The sequence below is a fragment of the Mesotoga prima MesG1.Ag.4.2 genome (genome assembly GCF_000147715.2).
GTDB classification, from domain to species: Bacteria; Thermotogota; Thermotogae; order Petrotogales; family Kosmotogaceae; genus Mesotoga; species Mesotoga prima.
In genome coordinates, this window is sequence record NC_017934.1 from 2,165,874 (window position 1) to 2,181,267 (window position 15,394).

Here is a 15,394-nt window from a genome sequence, read left to right on the forward strand (position 1 = left end):
TCCATCTCTTAGAAATGTCATCTATGTTCACATTCAAGATTATCATTGGTTGAGCTGAAAGAATTTCTGGACTACTCAATAAACGGAAGACCATCACCCGAGTAAAGACATTCTGGAATCTCCGGCTCGGGATATTCCCCCTTGATTTTTTCTTTGATCACGTTGAGATAGTTTTCAGCGCTTGATCGCCATGTATATTTTTCGGTTACCCGATCGACTCCTCTTGAACTTAATTCTTCCCAAAAAGAGGGACTGCTGAAGAGAGCCTTTTTCAATCCGCGAACAATATCATTTGTTTCAAGAGGATCTACTAGCACTCCATATTCAATGTTGTCTTCTCTTAAACTCTCTGCCGGTCCACCATTTGAGGTTGCTACTACTGGCAGCCCGCAGGCCATAGCTTCAATCGGTGCAAGGCCGAACGGTTCATACAGAGATGTCAAAGCGAAAATCGATTTCCTCTTTGTAGAGATTCTATATAGGGCGGATAGTTCGTGCTGATTCTCAATGTTAAGGAAAATCACTCCGTATTCAATTCCATTTCTGCGGATATGGTCGATGATTTCCTTCAGAACTGAACGATCAGGTTCCTCAAGAGAGTCGAATTCTTCGTATGGATTTTTAATCCCTCTCGTGACGATTACAAGATTGCTTGACTCATGGAGTTCACGATCATTTGCAAAGGCTCTGACTATTCCAATGTGGTTCTTCTTTCCTTCGAATCTGCTTGAGACAACGATCATCGGAAGTCGAAACCTCGATGCATTTGAAAATCTTTCAACAGCCTCTTTGTATCTATCTTCTATTGCTTCGTCCAATTCCGATGGATTTGCAGTGAATATATCCGTATTGACACCGGGAGGCACGATAGAGTATTTTGAATCGTTTCCGACGTCAGAAAACTCACGGTAAAGGGGATGGCTATACTGCTGAAATCTTTCCATCGAAGTTGAAACAAAATTCACTGCAGAGTACTTCATAGAGATACGCTCTGCCGCAATTCGATAGGAGAACTTGAACTCCTCTTCGATTTTCATGCGGTTTTCTCCCGTCTGAAGTAGCTTGTCTAGTTTCTGAGCCCCTAAGGAGTGAGCGGTGAACGAGTAAGGAATCCCCGTTTCTTTGAATAACATAGCGCCTGTAAGACCTCCATCTCCGTAATGTGTTGTAAGAAAATTCGGCATCGTGCGCTCTGCCCGATAGAACTCTATTATTCTTATTGAGAACTCACCTAGGTAGGGCCATAAGTCCTCTTTTCTTAGAAATCCGTCGGGGCCGAAGGGAATCCGAACGATTCTGAGATTCTCTTTTCCTGGATAGTAGTCGAATTCATCGGCGAATTCGGGCCATCTCTCATCGATTATTCTTCTGGTGATTATGTCACACCTGATTCCCATTTCCGACATAGCCGAAGCGACCTCTTTAACATAGACCAATTGGCCCCCAAAATCCGGATGAGTCGTCCAGTAGCTGTCTTCCCTGTCGAAGTTTCCCTGCGGGTTTATAAACGCAACTCTCACAAATAATCACCTGCCTCGAAAATCGCCTTCAGAGCATCTATAGAAGGTAAGATCACTTCCTTTCCTTCGTGTTCAATGCGAAAGCCCGCGCAGTAGTTACCGTACACTGCCGATTCAAATATGTCCTTTCCACCGAGCAATCCGAATAAAACTCCTGACCAAAATGCATCTCCAGCTCCTGTTGTATCTACTACTCTTCTCGCACAAGATGGCAAGGTTACTACCCTGTTTCCGTCGGATATCATTGATCCTTTTTGCCCCAGAGTCAGAATGACGTTTTTCGCTCCAGATTCATGGAATTTGCGGATGTAATCAAGAGGTTCTCCAGGGCCGAAAATTTCGTTAGCATCATCTTCAGAAGGTTTGACAAGAAAGACATTCTCGAGGAACCCTATTATGAATTCCGAACCATCCTGATTGTGAGTCCAAAGAATTTGTCTGTAGTTGGGATCGAATGTGATCCTTACTCCCGTTCGAAGTGCATAATCTACAAGCTTGCAGCAAACCTCTCGAGACCTCTCACACGATAACGGCCATGTAGTGAAGTGAATAAAGTCTATGTCCTTCATGAAGCTATCAATATCATACGGTTCCTCAAGTAAGCAATCTGCGCCTCTGAAGGCCGAGAACTGTGGGGATGACTGAGATCTCGAAACGAAGACCATAGAGGTATGGGCTTCCTGGTCTTGCTGGACAAAGGAAGTATCGATCCCTTTTAGACGAAGATGCTCAAGGTAAGCCCTTCCGAAAGGATCATTTCCAACTCTTGATAGAAGAATACTTTCGATACCCAGGTCGTTAAGATTCGATGCAAGGTTTCCAGGCGAACCCGCAAAGAACCTTCGAAAAGAAGTCGCTTCGCCTAGATCTTTCACAGTATTGGTAGATATCAGATCAATAAGGAGCTCACCAACGACGGCAATTCGAGACAATTCAACGCCTCCTTCTCTTATTAGTCTATCATTCGAGAGTCTATTTCCGTTCACGGATCCGGGATCTGCTCAAACATAGCTCTTCAGAAACCAGATTCTCAAAGTGGGAGGCGTGTATAATCAAGTTAACAATGGCTACACATATTTGAGATAGGAGGTTTAGTAAATGGAGGAAATATCTTTAAAAAGGCTCCAAAGAAGATATGTTGGAAGTGATATTGATTTATCGCTTTGGGAGAATCTGGAGAGCGAGCTCAAGAGGCTTGAGGAATACGAAATTGTTGATAGAGATTCGCTAGAGAACTTCCTGCTTCACTGGAGTGAGCTATTCATGATTCTTCAAGAGAAGCTTGCATGGAAGTACATCGACATGACAAGATTTGCTGATAACGAGAAGAAGAGACTTGATTATTCGAAATTCTTTGAAGATGTTTATTCGAAGGCAGAGCCTTACAGAATAAGGCTTATGAAAAAATACTACGATAGCATTCACAGAAGGGAGTTAGATCCTTTCCGATATGAGAACTTCGATGCGATAGTTTCTAATGCGGTTGAGCTTTTCAATGAGGATAATCTCTCTCTGGAGGTTCAGGAGAAGAAAATGGCGTCTGAATATGCGGCGACCATCGGTTCAATAACTGCAGAGTTTCGAGGAAAAGAATACACTCTTTCGCAGCTATCGAGGTTCCAGCTGGAACCGGACCGCTTAACTCGCGAAGAAGCCTGGCGGCTTTCAATGAGCAAACTTGATGAAGTACATGAAAGCCTTGAGAACTTATTTGATAGACTTCTTTCTGTAAGGGTTCCTCAGGCGGCAAATTCTGGATTCAGTAGTTATAGAGACTATATGCATCAGAAGAAGAACAGATTTGTCTATTCAGTCGAGGATGTACACAGATTTCATGAATCTGTAGAAAAAGTTGTAGTCCCTTTTGTTTCGGAGCTAAATGAGAAGAGACGGAAAGAACTCGGGTTGGATAGACTAAGACCCTGGGATATTAGTGTTGAGCCTTCGGGAAGAGTGCTAAAGCCATTTGAAACAATGGAGGAATTCATACAGAAGGCTATCAGAGTACTTCAGAAGGTTGACCCGGAGTTCGGCGTTAATCTCTTAAAGATGAAGGAGAACGGTCTGCTTGATCTCGAAAACAGAAAGGGAAAGGCTCCAGGTGGCTACAACTACCCCTTAGATGAAACCGGCGCTCCTTTCATCTTTATGAACGCCACGGGAACTCCCGCAAATGTCAAAACCATACTTCATGAATCGGGACATGCGATGCACTCTTTTGCAACGACAGATGAGAAACTGATAGCTTATAGACACGCAACCCACGAAGCTGCCGAACTGGCTTCCATGTCTATGGAACTTTTGACGATGGATTACTGGGATGAATACTACTCAGAAGAGGAGGTAAGGATTGCAAGAAAAGAGGAACTGGCCGGAACTTTGAGTTTTCTGCCATGGTGTATGATTGTGGATTCTTTCCAGCAGTGGATCTACACAAACCCCGATCATTCTTCCTCGGAAAGAGATGAGAAATTCTCTTTGGTTTTTGATCGATTTAACACTGGAGTCGACTGGACAGGACTCGAAGAAGAGAAGAAGATTCGCTGGCTTCTTCAGCCACATATTTTTACGAATCCCTTCTACTATATAGAATACGGAATTGCTCAACTTGGGGCTCTCGCTGTTTACAGAAACTATAGGCAAAATGGCTCTAAGGCCATAAAGGATTACAAGAAGTTCCTTTCAATGGGTTATTCAAGGCCGCTAGACGAATTGTTTGAAAGCGCAGGTATAAAATTCGATTTTTCGGAGCATTACCTGCTTGAACTCGTCCGATTTGTTGAAAGCGAGCTAGCTTTGCTTTGAAGAGAGTGCTTCTTTGAAAGAATAGACAGTTCGTAAGGACGTAATCCATCATAATTAAATCTACTCAAGAGCAGGATAGCTTCGGCGAAGCTCACAGAGTTAAAATTGGCGAGGAGGTGTTTGAATGAGAAAAATCGTCTTTGTTATAGTTCTGATGATGGTACCGTTCGTTGTATTGGGACAGGTTGAAGAACTCAAGGCCAAGATAGCCGAAAATCCTTTGGATGTTGAGAGTCTCAAAGCATTGCTGGAAATCTATTATGAGAATTACGAACTTGAAAATTATGGAACGACACTTAAAGAAGTAATAATGGCTGTTGATGAGATTCCCGAAGCAATGTATCCGTTGATTGAAGAAGGAATTGAGAAGTTGCTTGAAAATGCTTATTCAGATTACGCCGAAGAAATATCCGAGATCCTTTTTGATCTTCGGCCAGACAAGAACTCTATGCTACTCTATCTTAAGTCCCTGAATAGCGGCTGGGCCATGTCGGAGGAGGCTATCCGACAGTCTGTAAACAGACTTAGCGAAGATCAGATCGAGATTTACGAGTTTCTCCATGCGGAGTCTGTCGACCTTTATCCAGTCGATCTTCATCTGCTTGTATCGAGAATCCTTGTAGAGGATTTTGGAGAGACTGACTATTTGATTCCTTATATTGTGGGGTTGATAGACGATTACGACTTTTCAACCGCTAGAAGTCTGCTAAGTGAGAATTCAGAATTTCTTAGCTCTTCACCGATGTACTACTATCTAAATGGAATCCTTGATCTGGAGATAGGCTATTATGATGATGCAGTAGAATGGTTTCTGCAGGGCAAGTCGAGAGACGACGGTACTGAAATTTACGAGGCGCTGTCCTTGATCGAGTATATATATATCCCTGAATATGTAACCGATTTGTTCACCGCGATTGTCCTGGCCAACGACGAAGCATCGCTGATTTCGAATATTCAGGAGTTTGTTCTCAACTACGAGGAGTTGTCCTGGATCTTTTCGTGGATTTCAAGAGTTCCTGAACCTATGAAGCTGGCAGAGATTCTCTCAGATGAGGAGACTGCCGTATCGTACAACACGGTGAACCTCGATTTCGAGAAGATCAACATTGGTTTCTATGATGCTTACGCATCGCTTCGGGGAACAGTTTCAAGTGCTATTTATGGACAGTTTCTAGATGCGAGAACTTATGTCTACATATCTGAAAAGATGGATGGAGTCATAGTTGAAGGAGAAAGAGAGGCCAGATTTGATGGATGTGATGTTTATTCTCTTTCCCCCAACAGAGATCGATTATTGATCATGGATACATGGGGAGAGTCAATCTCAATGGTAGATAGCAGCATGGACATTATATGGACATTGTCTGAAGAATACAGTATGGTACCTGTTGCGTGGTCACCGGATGGATCCAAGGTAGTTGTATCGACTGGCGGAGATTACTTCTCAGTGATCGATGTCGAATCGGGTCAGGTCATCGAGTCAATCGAGAGTTTCTATGATCTGGTCTTCTTGTCTTTGGATGAAACTTACGCGGTAGACTACGATGGAGAAATTGTCAATCTTACAAAAGAATCCCTTATTGATACAGATGCTCCAGCCTTCTGGGCTGCCTACGGCAATAATAACAAGATAATCTATTTCGAGTACCCCGACGAATACTCGGATTTCTCTTATGATTCTCTCCACGTATATGACTTGAGCACTGGGGAAGACACCGTGATAGCTTATAACGTTATGTTCATGGATGCGCCGGTGCCTTCTGTGAAGATAGAGGGAGATTTCGTCTATTTCACAGAAAAGGATGCTCTGGGAATGCACAGGGTAATTGTTATGGATTACATCACGAATGAGGTGCTATTTGAGAGTCTACCCAGTGAAGACATAATAATCTTCCCTGACGTTAGACCTGAATGATGAAACGAAGGCCGACTTTAGCCGGCCTTTCTCTTTTTGTAGTGAAGAGTAAATAATGAATTATGACAGAGATCTCTTAGAGTTCTATTTCTTTCCTGCAAAAGCTTCATCCAACTGTTCCTTTGTTATTAGATCGGAAGAGACCCCTTTCTTTGAGCAACAGTACCTGGCAGCTATCTGGCCTCTCAGAATTGATTCCTCTAAAGTATATCCTTCAAGGAAGTAGCTCGAAAGAAACCCCGCAGCAAGACTATCACCTGCTCCGTTTGTGTCGACTACAGGTTCATCAAGCTCAACCGGGCCGAAGAAGTTGATTCCGTGCTCCGTGCCTAATGCACATCCTCTCTTTCCCATTCCACAGATCACAATTCTATCGTTTCGAACCCTCAGGTATTTTGATATTATGGGGGTGGGATCTCGAAAGTTTGTTGATGAAAAGAAGAGAACGTCAGCCTCTCTAACATAGTCTTCTCTGTACAGGTCATCGGGATCCGTTACATCCTGGATATCTACAGAAATTACAAGCCCTGCTTCTCTTAAAGGTTTTAGAAGAAATCTGGACCAGTTCACAATATTGACGTGGGCAAGTTTGGTTCCAAATAGGTATTTCTTTATGGCTTCAGCATCCGGCTTCAAGGCCATTGCTCCTCTACCGTCATAGAAGTTCTTTCGCTCACCGTTCTTGTACATAATGTTTACGCTTCTCTTAGTTCCCAGTGGATCGACTCCAAGGAAAGCGATGTCGATGCCCTGTGCTGATAGAGTTTCCCGGATGTGGTCTCCAAAATAGTCCGATCCAACGTATCCGATAAAACAGACCTCGTGGCCAAGCCTTTTCAGAGACTGACAGACATATCCACCTGCCTGGCCGATGCAATCCACAACTTCAGTAAATGTCGCCTCTACCGAAAAGTCTATCTCGCTGCCCGATAAATAGACGTTTGTATCAATCCCGATGGCGCCAATTACAGCTACTTCGAAGCCCATAAAGAATCACTCCTGTTTAACAACGCTTCTGAAAAGCTCAAGTTTCTCCTTGAGCAATTCTCCTCCCAGAAGACCGGAGAGAGCCTTTTCGTAATGCTCAACCGAAATTCCTGGAATCACATTTTTGTGAGCAATAGTTCCCACAAGAACTACATTCTGCATCTGGGGATCCTCAAATCTTCTCTCAATACTGAAATCACCTTTGAATTTCGATTCCTTGCCTCCCGTTCGATGTCATCCTTATTTACTTCTTTTGTCCTTCTCAAAAGGACATCCAATGGTTGCCAAACCGTGTCATAGTATAACCAGTATTCCCCCGTCTCTAAGTTAGTTCACCATCCCTCTCAATGCTTCATGACGCTCAAAGGTTATCACCATTTGAGCAGGGTGCTTCTTGATCAATACCGAATGAACATTATTACCAATTCTTAGCTGAGATAAAACCGTACCCCCTCTCTGAGCCAGTCCATGGGTATCGGTTCCGATAGCCCACTGACCGGAGTGGTCGACGGTCCCAAGAAGAATTTCGTTGAGCAGTCCTATGCACTGTCCACCAACTTTAATTATACAAACGTCAAACCTCCTCATGCTTTCACCCCTTCACTGATCATCGGATTCATTTGACTCTGAGGGGCAGGTTTGAACTCAGGATCTATCTCCGATACAGAGATCGTGTTGAAACCAAATTGAACCGTCTTAGGCAGCTTGATAACTCGGACAGGCAAAGTCAGCAATACATACTTTCTGTTACATATCATTCCAGTTTTAACAGGATTTGGCAATGGTTTATGGCTCCTTTTCAGTTCTCTAGTGAACTCCAGCATACACGAATGCTTCACGATAATCACCTTGAAGCCTTCTTCTTCGACAGCCCGTTCAACAAGAAGCTAGTTCCCCATCATAATCTCCGAACCACTTTCCTGGGAGAGGAGTATTTCGCCAATCCTCTTCATAGGCTCCCACCTTTACACTGGATATTGTTTTATATACTGAACATTACTCATTTTTTAGTTCGAAAGATTTCTCAAACCTCTGTTAGATGCATTCACTCACTAAACTCTAACCTTTATTTGACAAAGCTTCAAAGTAGTTGGAATCTCGTCCCTCTTTTCTCCGGATAATTCGATTTCAGTCGAGACAATCTCAATTCTCTTCTTTTTCAGAATATCGAGAAATGTATCGCGAAGGCATTATGCCAGACCCATTAGGAGTAGATTGCAAGGAGCTGATCCTTCTTTTCCAATTCTTACCTAGTAACCGGAATCGGTAATTCCAGAACCGGAGAAGCCATCTTTGAAATCTACCTTTGCATGCACTGTACTTCCCATTTCTTACCTCCTCTGCATTTTGACTGGAAAGGATTATCTGAATTAGATGTCACGAAGATCAAACGGGCAGCGTTGCTAGAAAGAAACGAAACTCATGGTTCGCGACAACTACAGGTTGTACAGTTTAGATCATATCAATAATCAATATTAACATTCAGATGTCAAGAAGAACCAGAATACGAGATTGCCTAGAAGTCTCTCGTGAGTGAAAAGTAGAATATATTAGGAGGTGCGATGTGAATCTATACGCGTTGTTCAATTCATCTCTTTATCATGGAACTTCTTCGAGAAAAGGTTTTTTTGAAGGCTGGTACTTCAAGTTTGTTGACAGGAAGAAGGAAAAGTCATTTGCAGTCATACCGGGAGTGTCCTTGAATTCGTCGAGAGAAGATGCTCACGCTTTTGTTCAATTCCTCTCGGGTGGGAAGAATGAATCCGGCAACTTCAACTATCCCTTGGGAGAGTTCCATTCTGGTAAGAAACACTTCTCTGTTGAGATCTCGAAAAATCATTTTTCGGCCGGAGCGGTGATTCTGGAAATGTGCAATGAGAATCACAGAATTGCTGGGAACATAAGGATCTTGGAGCCGTACCTTTGGCCTAGAAAGTTCTATTCCCCTGGGATCATGGGGCCTTTTTCCTTTGTGCCTTTCATGGAATGTTACCACGGGGTCGTCAGCATGGACCACAAACTTGAGGGAGAAGTAAGAATCGATGATGAACTGATAGATCTTTCCGGAGGCAGAGGATATATAGAAAAGGATTGGGGAAGATCATTTCCAAAGGCGTGGGTCTGGATGCAGAGCAACAGCTTTGATCTCGAGAGAACCTCATTTATGCTGTCGATTGCAACGATTCCATGGTTGGGAAGGAGTTTCACCGGTTGCCTCTGCGCATTTCTGTTTAAAGAAAAGCTCTATAAATTCGCTACCTACAGGGGAGCAAAGATCGATAGAGTAGAGGCTTTGGACAACGAAGTATTCCTCCAACTTAGACAGGCAGGGTTTTCCTTGAATGTCAGTGCAAAAAAGACTTCTGGAGCGCGTTTAATCTCGCCTGTAGAAGGTAGTATGAGTGGGAAAATTGATGAATCGCTTACGTCTGAAATAACGGTGAGACTCTTCCGAAACGATGCGGTCTTGTTTGAAGGTACCGGGACAAATTCCGGCCTAGAAGTTGTTGGGGAGCTTAAGCTGAAGGAAAAAAGTAAATGAGAACCTGTGCTGTTCAATCATTAGAGGACTGGATATTGTTGCTGAGGGGATTCTTCCGTTCCTCTTTAGCAGTTTATCTCTTACATGTATGTGAAAAAAGGGCATCCCTAGTTTCCTGGATGCCCTCTAACATAAGATTCCGAAAAAATTGTTTCCGAATCCTCTAGCCACTTCTTTTCAGCACCCCTCTTTTTTTCGCCCAAACCTCCATTCTCTTGAAAAACACGAGGCCGAATGGAAGTAGAAGTGCTCCAAGAAGAATCAGAGGCCAAACATCATTCCACATCTCCGCCATGGTTCTGCCTTCAAGTATCGATGATCGCATTCCTCTTAAAGCATAAGTAGCGGGAGAGAGCTTTCCAACCTGTTGCATCCACACCGGAAGCACATCGATTTCGTAGTACACACCTGAGAACATCAGAAGCAAGGCCTGAAAGATATGAACTACTTGAACGCCTTTTTCAGGTGAGATCAGGGGCAACACGGCAGCGACAATTCCCAGTCCAACGAATGAAAAACTTGAAACCGCCAGTATTCCAGCCGCCGACAGAAAATTGGCTCTTCCAAGATCTAGATCGAAGAAGACTGAAACGACTACTAAAATGAGACCACTTCTAAGTATTCCATATAGAATGGCATATCCGCACGTACTCAATAGATGAGTAGCTCTTCTAACCGGTGCCATGAAGGTGTATTCGATAGTCTCTTCCCATCTTTCCCAGGCAACGGTCTCAGCTACTATCTCGAAGAGAATTGAAAGATAGCCCCACAGTATCGATCCAAGCAACATGTAAAGGATCAGATAGCTTGTATCGAGCTTCGTCCCTGAAAAGGCTTCGACTCCCTTTCCGATGAAACCCATTGTCACAGAGTTTGCCATGGTGTAAACGAAGAAAACCAGTTCCCACTTCCAGTATCTCTTGGTGAAGTTGAAATTCCGCTCAATAAAGGCCCAGGAGGCGCGAAGCTCCCGGGCTATTGCCTGTGAATTCATGCTGACTCAACCTCCTGATATTCGGCCTCTTCGATACTCATTCCAGTGAATTCGAGAAAGACATCTTCAAAGCTTGGATTGTCAACTTTACCGAGCAACTGCTTCTTCAGTTCTGACGGTCGTCCAGAAGCAACGATTCTTCCTAAGTGAATTATCGCAACGTAATCACAGAGTTTCTCCGCTTCATCCATGTCATGCGTTGTCAAGAGCATGGTTGTATTCATGGTGTTCTTCACATCGCTAATAAGACTCTGAACATCCCTCTTTGCCCTTGGATCAAGTCCCGTGGTCGGCTCGTCCAAGAGTAGCATTTTGGGTTCAGTCATGAAGGCCCTAACAATGGCTACCTTCTGTTGCATACCTCTGGAAAAGTCTTCTAGCGGATCTTTCAATCTCTTGAGATCCAGTCCGAATCTCTCGGCGAGACCGTTTATCTTTTTGAGAGCCTCACGCCGTGGAATTCCATATAGTCCTGCTGAAAAACAGAGATTCTCCACTGCGGAAAGCTTCCTGAAGAAACTTGCCTCGACTGAAACTCTGTTTATCATTCTTTGAACCGATGCAGAATTACTAACGGAATCGTACCCGAAAATGGATATGCTTCCTCTATCTGGAATCAAGAGTGTTGAGGCAATTCTGATAAAGGTTGATTTTCCCGAACCGTTTGGACCTAGAAGACCGAAAATCTCTCCTTCCTTTATTCTCAAATTTATCCCTTTTAGTGCTTTGATTTCCTTTCTACTCTTCTTAAATGCTTTCACTATATTGTTGGCAAGCAAAGCGTCTGCCATGTTCTCACCTTCCTAAAGGTAATGAGGTCTGCTGAACCTGCTCTCGATTTCTATCTTCTGCTTATCAACCAAGCCATCTATAAAAACGCTCTTTGAGCCTCTGATCTTATTTTTCATTGATATCTCCTCCTGTTTTCTACCTTGTCTTGGCCAGTGTTGCCAAGCTTTTCGGTTTTTCGATAAAAGGCGGGAGGGCCGTCGTTTCGATTTCCCTCTTCTTTCTTGACGATCCAATAACGATGAACATATTTACCCCCTTGATATTAGGAGAGAATGGCCCGTCTAAGTATCCAAAGAACACTATCGATATTGGCCGGATTCTCCGTTTTGGTTCTTTCTGTTTCTGCTGCTAATCTGCTTTCGTTTCTCGGTTTCCTTCAAAAGGCTTTTCTCAAACATTTCTGCACCTCCTTAGTGTCAAAAAAAAAAGACCGCGGCTGTTGCAAGCCACGGTCCTTCATAATCCAATTGTCGTTATACGATCTTATACCTCACACGACGGAAGAAGGCGTGGCACAGTACGGCATCCCCGGATACCCGGTTAAGGGAAACGGTTGCCGGAACGTAAGCTCTCATGGTCATCAAACTGTGCCTCCTTCGTAGTAAATGTACCTGTTGCTAAGGAATTATAGCATAATGGGGGAGAAATTCAAATATCAAACTCTAAGATTTCCTAAAGTGGTTCTTAAATTTGATAACCTTATTCACACGATGACTAAATAATTCGTCTCTTGTCGATGAATTTATGTCTAAAGTAATCCAAAGATCAAGGCGGTTATCAAACGTTTCCGATGACTGTATAGACAATTCTGTTCAGGTTGGTCTAATCAAAAAGGTCTCGATCATCTAAATGACTGGTCAAGAAGCTCTTTGTTGTTTTCGATCACATTGTCTGTGAATGGATCACCGGGAAAGAGAAGAATCTCGCCCTTCCCGTAAACATGCCTGCCTGACTCTCCCCGAAGAACGGAAAGTCCATCGAACACGATCCCGTCGAGTTCAACTGCATCACTAGTAATGGCTTTTTCATAGGTTGCATAAATTTCCATCTCTTCCAAGAGCCTGTTGTAGGAAGAGATAATTTCATTGCTGATTTCATCTCCTGTGCCTGTTATAATCAGTCTCCCACCGTTCATAACAAATTCCTTTATGATATTCGATTGCTGAGGCATTAGTATTTTCAGACGATCAAAACTCCCACCTACTCCAGGAAGTGGAAGTAGAAGGACATCTATAGTATCGAGTTCACCAACTTTGAAGATCCTATCTGCAGTGGAAACCCTGTTGCCCATTTCCTCGAGTAGCATCTTCAGTTTTTCTCGCTCGTCACTTGCGTAATTGATGTGACTCCTATCCACCAGAACATTGAGAGAGGCAGAACTTCTTATCTCTAACCAGGTGCTAGAGTACGGAACTGAATCAAGAAGGAAAAGTATCCTTGCATCATGTTCTTCTGCGGTCCTTTCGAGATGAACTATCTTCGATTCGAATCCCTCCAGCGTCACAATCTCTTCGTGGATAATCCCTTCTAGATTCTCTATCTGAAGCAAAGAAGAAGCTTCTTCAGAGGAAAGGTTTGAGATCTGGAATGAAAGAGTCACTCTTTCTCCGGGCTTGACACTTTCCGGAAATGCGGCTGAATTATAGAGGTGAATAGGGCAAGATCTTTCTACCCAAATCGGAGAAGAAACTGCTTCCTCGCCGTCATGGCCTCTTGCGTATACGAAAAAGTACTGAAATCCAACTTCAATATTTGTTGTCATCTCAATATAGAACTCATGACTGTCTACAAGAAAATTTGCAATAACCCCGTCATTCGAGTAGATTTGGACAATTTCCAAAGGATCATCCGCGGTATCACGTATAAGTATTCTAAGTTCAACTCTATCGGCATCACGTACTATGTCTCCCATGAATGCTTCCTCGGTTGAAAAATGAATCTCAATGTTCCTGTCTTCCGTCGCGTATGTTCTTCTCTTCTTAAATGCTTCCAGTATCGATATTTCGCTCAGATCGGTTGCGAAGACGGCTGTTCTGGAGTCATTTGCACCTCCCCAATTAGGTTTGTGGTTATCCTGACCAAGGGTCGTACCAAGATGCCATCCTTTACGAAGTGCTTCCCGATATGCACTGAACATCTCTTCGACAATCGTATCGTTTTCCCACCAGCTTCCATTGCCTACTTCTATAAGATTCATATAGAGATCGGCTTCCGGGGAATACTGAAATTCCTTGAAGTTGTCACCGAAATCTCTCACTGGATGATTGAATTGACCGACGGCATCATGCTCGATTATCCAGTCATAGAGCTGCCAGAGATCGGATTTGACTCTATCGGTCCAATCACTTGTGCCGTAAACGTTGATGTGTCCTGTTCCTGTCGCCGTCCATTCGAACCCCACAAATGATAGGAAGTCTTCAGATGTTGCTTCAATGGCCGCCTCTATTGTTGCAGCTAGTTTGTTCCTGCCATCAGGAAGATCTTGAGCGAAATAATAGGCATGATCGGTTATTGCTAGAAAGTCGAGGTCCGGGACTTCCTTGGCGTAGGAATAAGCCTCTTCCGGAATACCTGAGCCATCCGAGTAAGAAGTATGGGAGTGGGGGTTCCCGAAGTAAAGGTTGAGATTGCCGCCAACTGAGGCGACAGATGATAGGAGAAGCAGCGCCACCAATACAAACCTTTTCATCAAATCACCCTTTCACAATCAACGTTTTTTATGTAAGATCACTGAAGCTCAGGAGAATCAACACATCTTGTTTTTCCTATCTAGATAGGATATCAGTCTCCAATCTCTTCTTCGTTTTCGATTTTACCTAAGTATAACCTGCTTTGAAGCATCTTTGAGAAGTCTGTCCATCTGCTTTCTTTTGAAGCAGAAAAAGCATGGCTTTCAAAATTGTCAAGCCTTGAATCAATATTGTCACAAAGCCATATCAGTATTGCTTCTCGGGTTTTCGGTGTTACCGGTGAACCGAACTGCAGTTCCCCGTGATGGCTCAACACTATGTGCATTAGCTTTCTTCTGGTTTCCTCCGGAAAGCCGCTAATTTTGGAGACTTCTAATTCGATCAACCTGGCGCCAATAGCTATATGTTCTTCTAGATAACCATCATCGGAGTAATCAAACTTGAAAGATTCCGTTATGTAGGTCCTTGTCTTTCCAATGTCGTGCAGAAAACCTCCTGCAATGATTAGATCTCTGTCAATGTTTGGTCTGGAGTTTGACGCTTCTCTTAAAGCTAGTGCATATCTAACAACAGAGAGACTGTGTTCCGCCAAACCACCGATTCTGGCATGATGATAGACTTTTGCTGCAGGCGCTTCAAAGAAGTCAGGGCAAACCCCATCATCAGAAACCATCCGCTTTACAAGAGTGTTCAGATACTTATCTTTGATCGACTCTACAAGTTCCAGAACTTCGGATTTTATCTTTTCTAAGTCTTCAACAATTGGAAGCAGCTGGGTTATCGAGCCTGAGCTGTAGCTTTCCATTTCACTTATTGAGAAGAGCTTCCTGATTTTTATGCTCAATCCAAACCTGTTATCTATAAGGTAGTCTGCAAGACCTATCCAGCCCTCAACCGGTTCCAAACAGCCCTGTTCACTGATCCATGCCTTTGCTTCAGTTCTACACTTAGAATCCCCTACGAGGCAGTCATAGTATGGGCCTCTGCTTCCCTCTATCCTCTTTGCACTGAATATGAAGAAGAAACCTTGCTTTGAATTAACATAGTTTTCGACCCTGTCGAGCGCAGAGTTGTATTCTCTGAGGATTTCGGAAAGCACGGGATAACTTCCACTTTTTCCATCAATCATCGTGTCTTGCTCCTTTTGCA

At 43.5% G+C, this 15,394-nt stretch carries 12 protein-coding genes; 3 read left to right on the forward strand and 9 right to left on the reverse strand.

Features of this window, described 5'->3' with window-relative positions; translation table 11 throughout:
• Positions 1 to 71: 71 nt before the first annotated feature.
• The gene (locus THEBA_RS10165; RefSeq protein WP_014731454.1) at positions 72 to 1,520 is read right to left on the reverse strand and encodes a glycosyltransferase; all 1,449 of its coding nucleotides are present in this window, start codon (positions 1,518 to 1,520) and stop codon (positions 72 to 74) included.
• Positions 1,517 to 2,452 (reverse strand): carbohydrate kinase family protein, encoded by a 936-nt coding sequence (locus THEBA_RS10170; RefSeq protein WP_014731455.1) that lies wholly within the window; start codon positions 2,450 to 2,452, stop codon positions 1,517 to 1,519. The genes THEBA_RS10165 and THEBA_RS10170 overlap by 4 nt, the downstream gene beginning before the upstream one ends.
• Before the next feature lie 166 nt (positions 2,453 to 2,618).
• Between THEBA_RS10170 and THEBA_RS10175 the strand changes: the two genes are divergently transcribed.
• A complete protein-coding gene (locus tag THEBA_RS10175; RefSeq protein ID WP_014731456.1) occupies positions 2,619 to 4,325 on the forward strand; it encodes a M3 family oligoendopeptidase in 1,707 nt (568 codons plus the stop codon).
• A 124-nt stretch (positions 4,326 to 4,449) separates the two neighbouring features.
• The gene (locus THEBA_RS10180; protein ID WP_014731457.1) at positions 4,450 to 6,240 is read left to right on the forward strand and encodes a WD40 domain-containing protein; all 1,791 of its coding nucleotides are present in this window, start codon (positions 4,450 to 4,452) and stop codon (positions 6,238 to 6,240) included.
• An 84-nt stretch (positions 6,241 to 6,324) separates the two neighbouring features.
• Here the strand turns inward: THEBA_RS10180 and THEBA_RS10185 are convergent, their stop codons facing one another.
• From THEBA_RS10185 to THEBA_RS13790, 3 genes are all read right to left on the reverse strand, one after another.
• Entirely contained in the window at positions 6,325 to 7,227 is a 903-nt protein-coding gene (locus THEBA_RS10185; protein WP_014731458.1) for a carbohydrate kinase family protein, read from the reverse strand.
• Positions 7,228 to 7,233: 6 nt separating this feature from the next.
• A complete protein-coding gene (locus THEBA_RS14435; protein ID WP_158309310.1) occupies positions 7,234 to 7,389 on the reverse strand; it encodes a hypothetical protein in 156 nt (51 codons plus the stop codon).
• A gap of 165 nt (positions 7,390 to 7,554) precedes the next feature.
• Positions 7,555 to 7,815 carry a 2-oxoacid:acceptor oxidoreductase family protein gene (locus tag THEBA_RS13790; protein WP_049794060.1) on the reverse strand — a complete coding sequence of 87 codons (261 nt, stop codon included), beginning with the start codon at positions 7,813 to 7,815 and terminating at the stop codon, positions 7,555 to 7,557.
• Positions 7,816 to 8,791: 976 nt separating this feature from the next.
• Here THEBA_RS13790 and THEBA_RS10200 point away from each other — a divergent pair.
• Complete coding sequence (locus THEBA_RS10200) at positions 8,792 to 9,769, forward strand: tocopherol cyclase family protein (protein WP_014731460.1); 978 nt, start codon at positions 8,792 to 8,794, stop codon at positions 9,767 to 9,769.
• Between the two features lie 163 nt (positions 9,770 to 9,932).
• Here THEBA_RS10200 and THEBA_RS10205 read toward each other — a convergent pair whose 3' ends face one another.
• The 4 genes from THEBA_RS10205 to THEBA_RS10220 all read right to left on the reverse strand — a co-directional run bounded on the left by THEBA_RS10205 (position 9,933) and on the right by THEBA_RS10220 (position 15,374).
• On the reverse strand, positions 9,933 to 10,763 hold the full coding sequence (locus tag THEBA_RS10205) for an ABC transporter permease (RefSeq protein WP_014731461.1): 831 nt from the start codon (positions 10,761 to 10,763) through the stop codon (positions 9,933 to 9,935).
• Positions 10,760 to 11,554 (reverse strand): ABC transporter ATP-binding protein, encoded by a 795-nt coding sequence (locus THEBA_RS10210; RefSeq protein ID WP_014731462.1) that lies wholly within the window; start codon positions 11,552 to 11,554, stop codon positions 10,760 to 10,762. The genes THEBA_RS10205 and THEBA_RS10210 overlap by 4 nt, the downstream gene beginning before the upstream one ends.
• Positions 11,555 to 12,396: 842 nt before the next feature.
• Positions 12,397 to 14,244, reverse strand: coding sequence for a CehA/McbA family metallohydrolase (locus THEBA_RS10215; RefSeq protein ID WP_014731464.1), 1,848 nt, complete (start codon positions 14,242 to 14,244; stop codon positions 12,397 to 12,399).
• Positions 14,245 to 14,336: 92 nt separating this feature from the next.
• On the reverse strand, positions 14,337 to 15,374 hold the full coding sequence (locus THEBA_RS10220) for a 3'-5' exoribonuclease YhaM family protein (protein ID WP_014731465.1): 1,038 nt from the start codon (positions 15,372 to 15,374) through the stop codon (positions 14,337 to 14,339).
• Positions 15,375 to 15,394: the final 20 nt, after the last annotated feature.

Coding starts and splice junctions, on each gene's coding strand:
- THEBA_RS13790 (WP_049794060.1), bottom strand. CDS start 7,815: ATGAGGAGGTTTGACGTTTGTATAATTAAAGTTGGTGGACAGTGCATA.
- THEBA_RS10220 (WP_014731465.1), bottom strand. CDS start 15,374: ATGATTGATGGAAAAAGTGGAAGTTATCCCGTGCTTTCCGAAATCCTC.
- THEBA_RS10205 (WP_014731461.1), bottom strand. CDS start 10,763: ATGAATTCACAGGCAATAGCCCGGGAGCTTCGCGCCTCCTGGGCCTTT.
- THEBA_RS10215 (WP_014731464.1), bottom strand. CDS start 14,244: ATGAAAAGGTTTGTATTGGTGGCGCTGCTTCTCCTATCATCTGTCGCC.
- THEBA_RS10210 (WP_014731462.1), bottom strand. CDS start 11,554: ATGGCAGACGCTTTGCTTGCCAACAATATAGTGAAAGCATTTAAGAAG.
- THEBA_RS10175 (WP_014731456.1), top strand. CDS start 2,619: ATGGAGGAAATATCTTTAAAAAGGCTCCAAAGAAGATATGTTGGAAGT.
- THEBA_RS10185 (WP_014731458.1), bottom strand. CDS start 7,227: ATGGGCTTCGAAGTAGCTGTAATTGGCGCCATCGGGATTGATACAAAC.
- THEBA_RS10180 (WP_014731457.1), top strand. CDS start 4,450: ATGAGAAAAATCGTCTTTGTTATAGTTCTGATGATGGTACCGTTCGTT.
- THEBA_RS14435 (WP_158309310.1), bottom strand. CDS start 7,389: ATGCAGAATGTAGTTCTTGTGGGAACTATTGCTCACAAAAATGTGATT.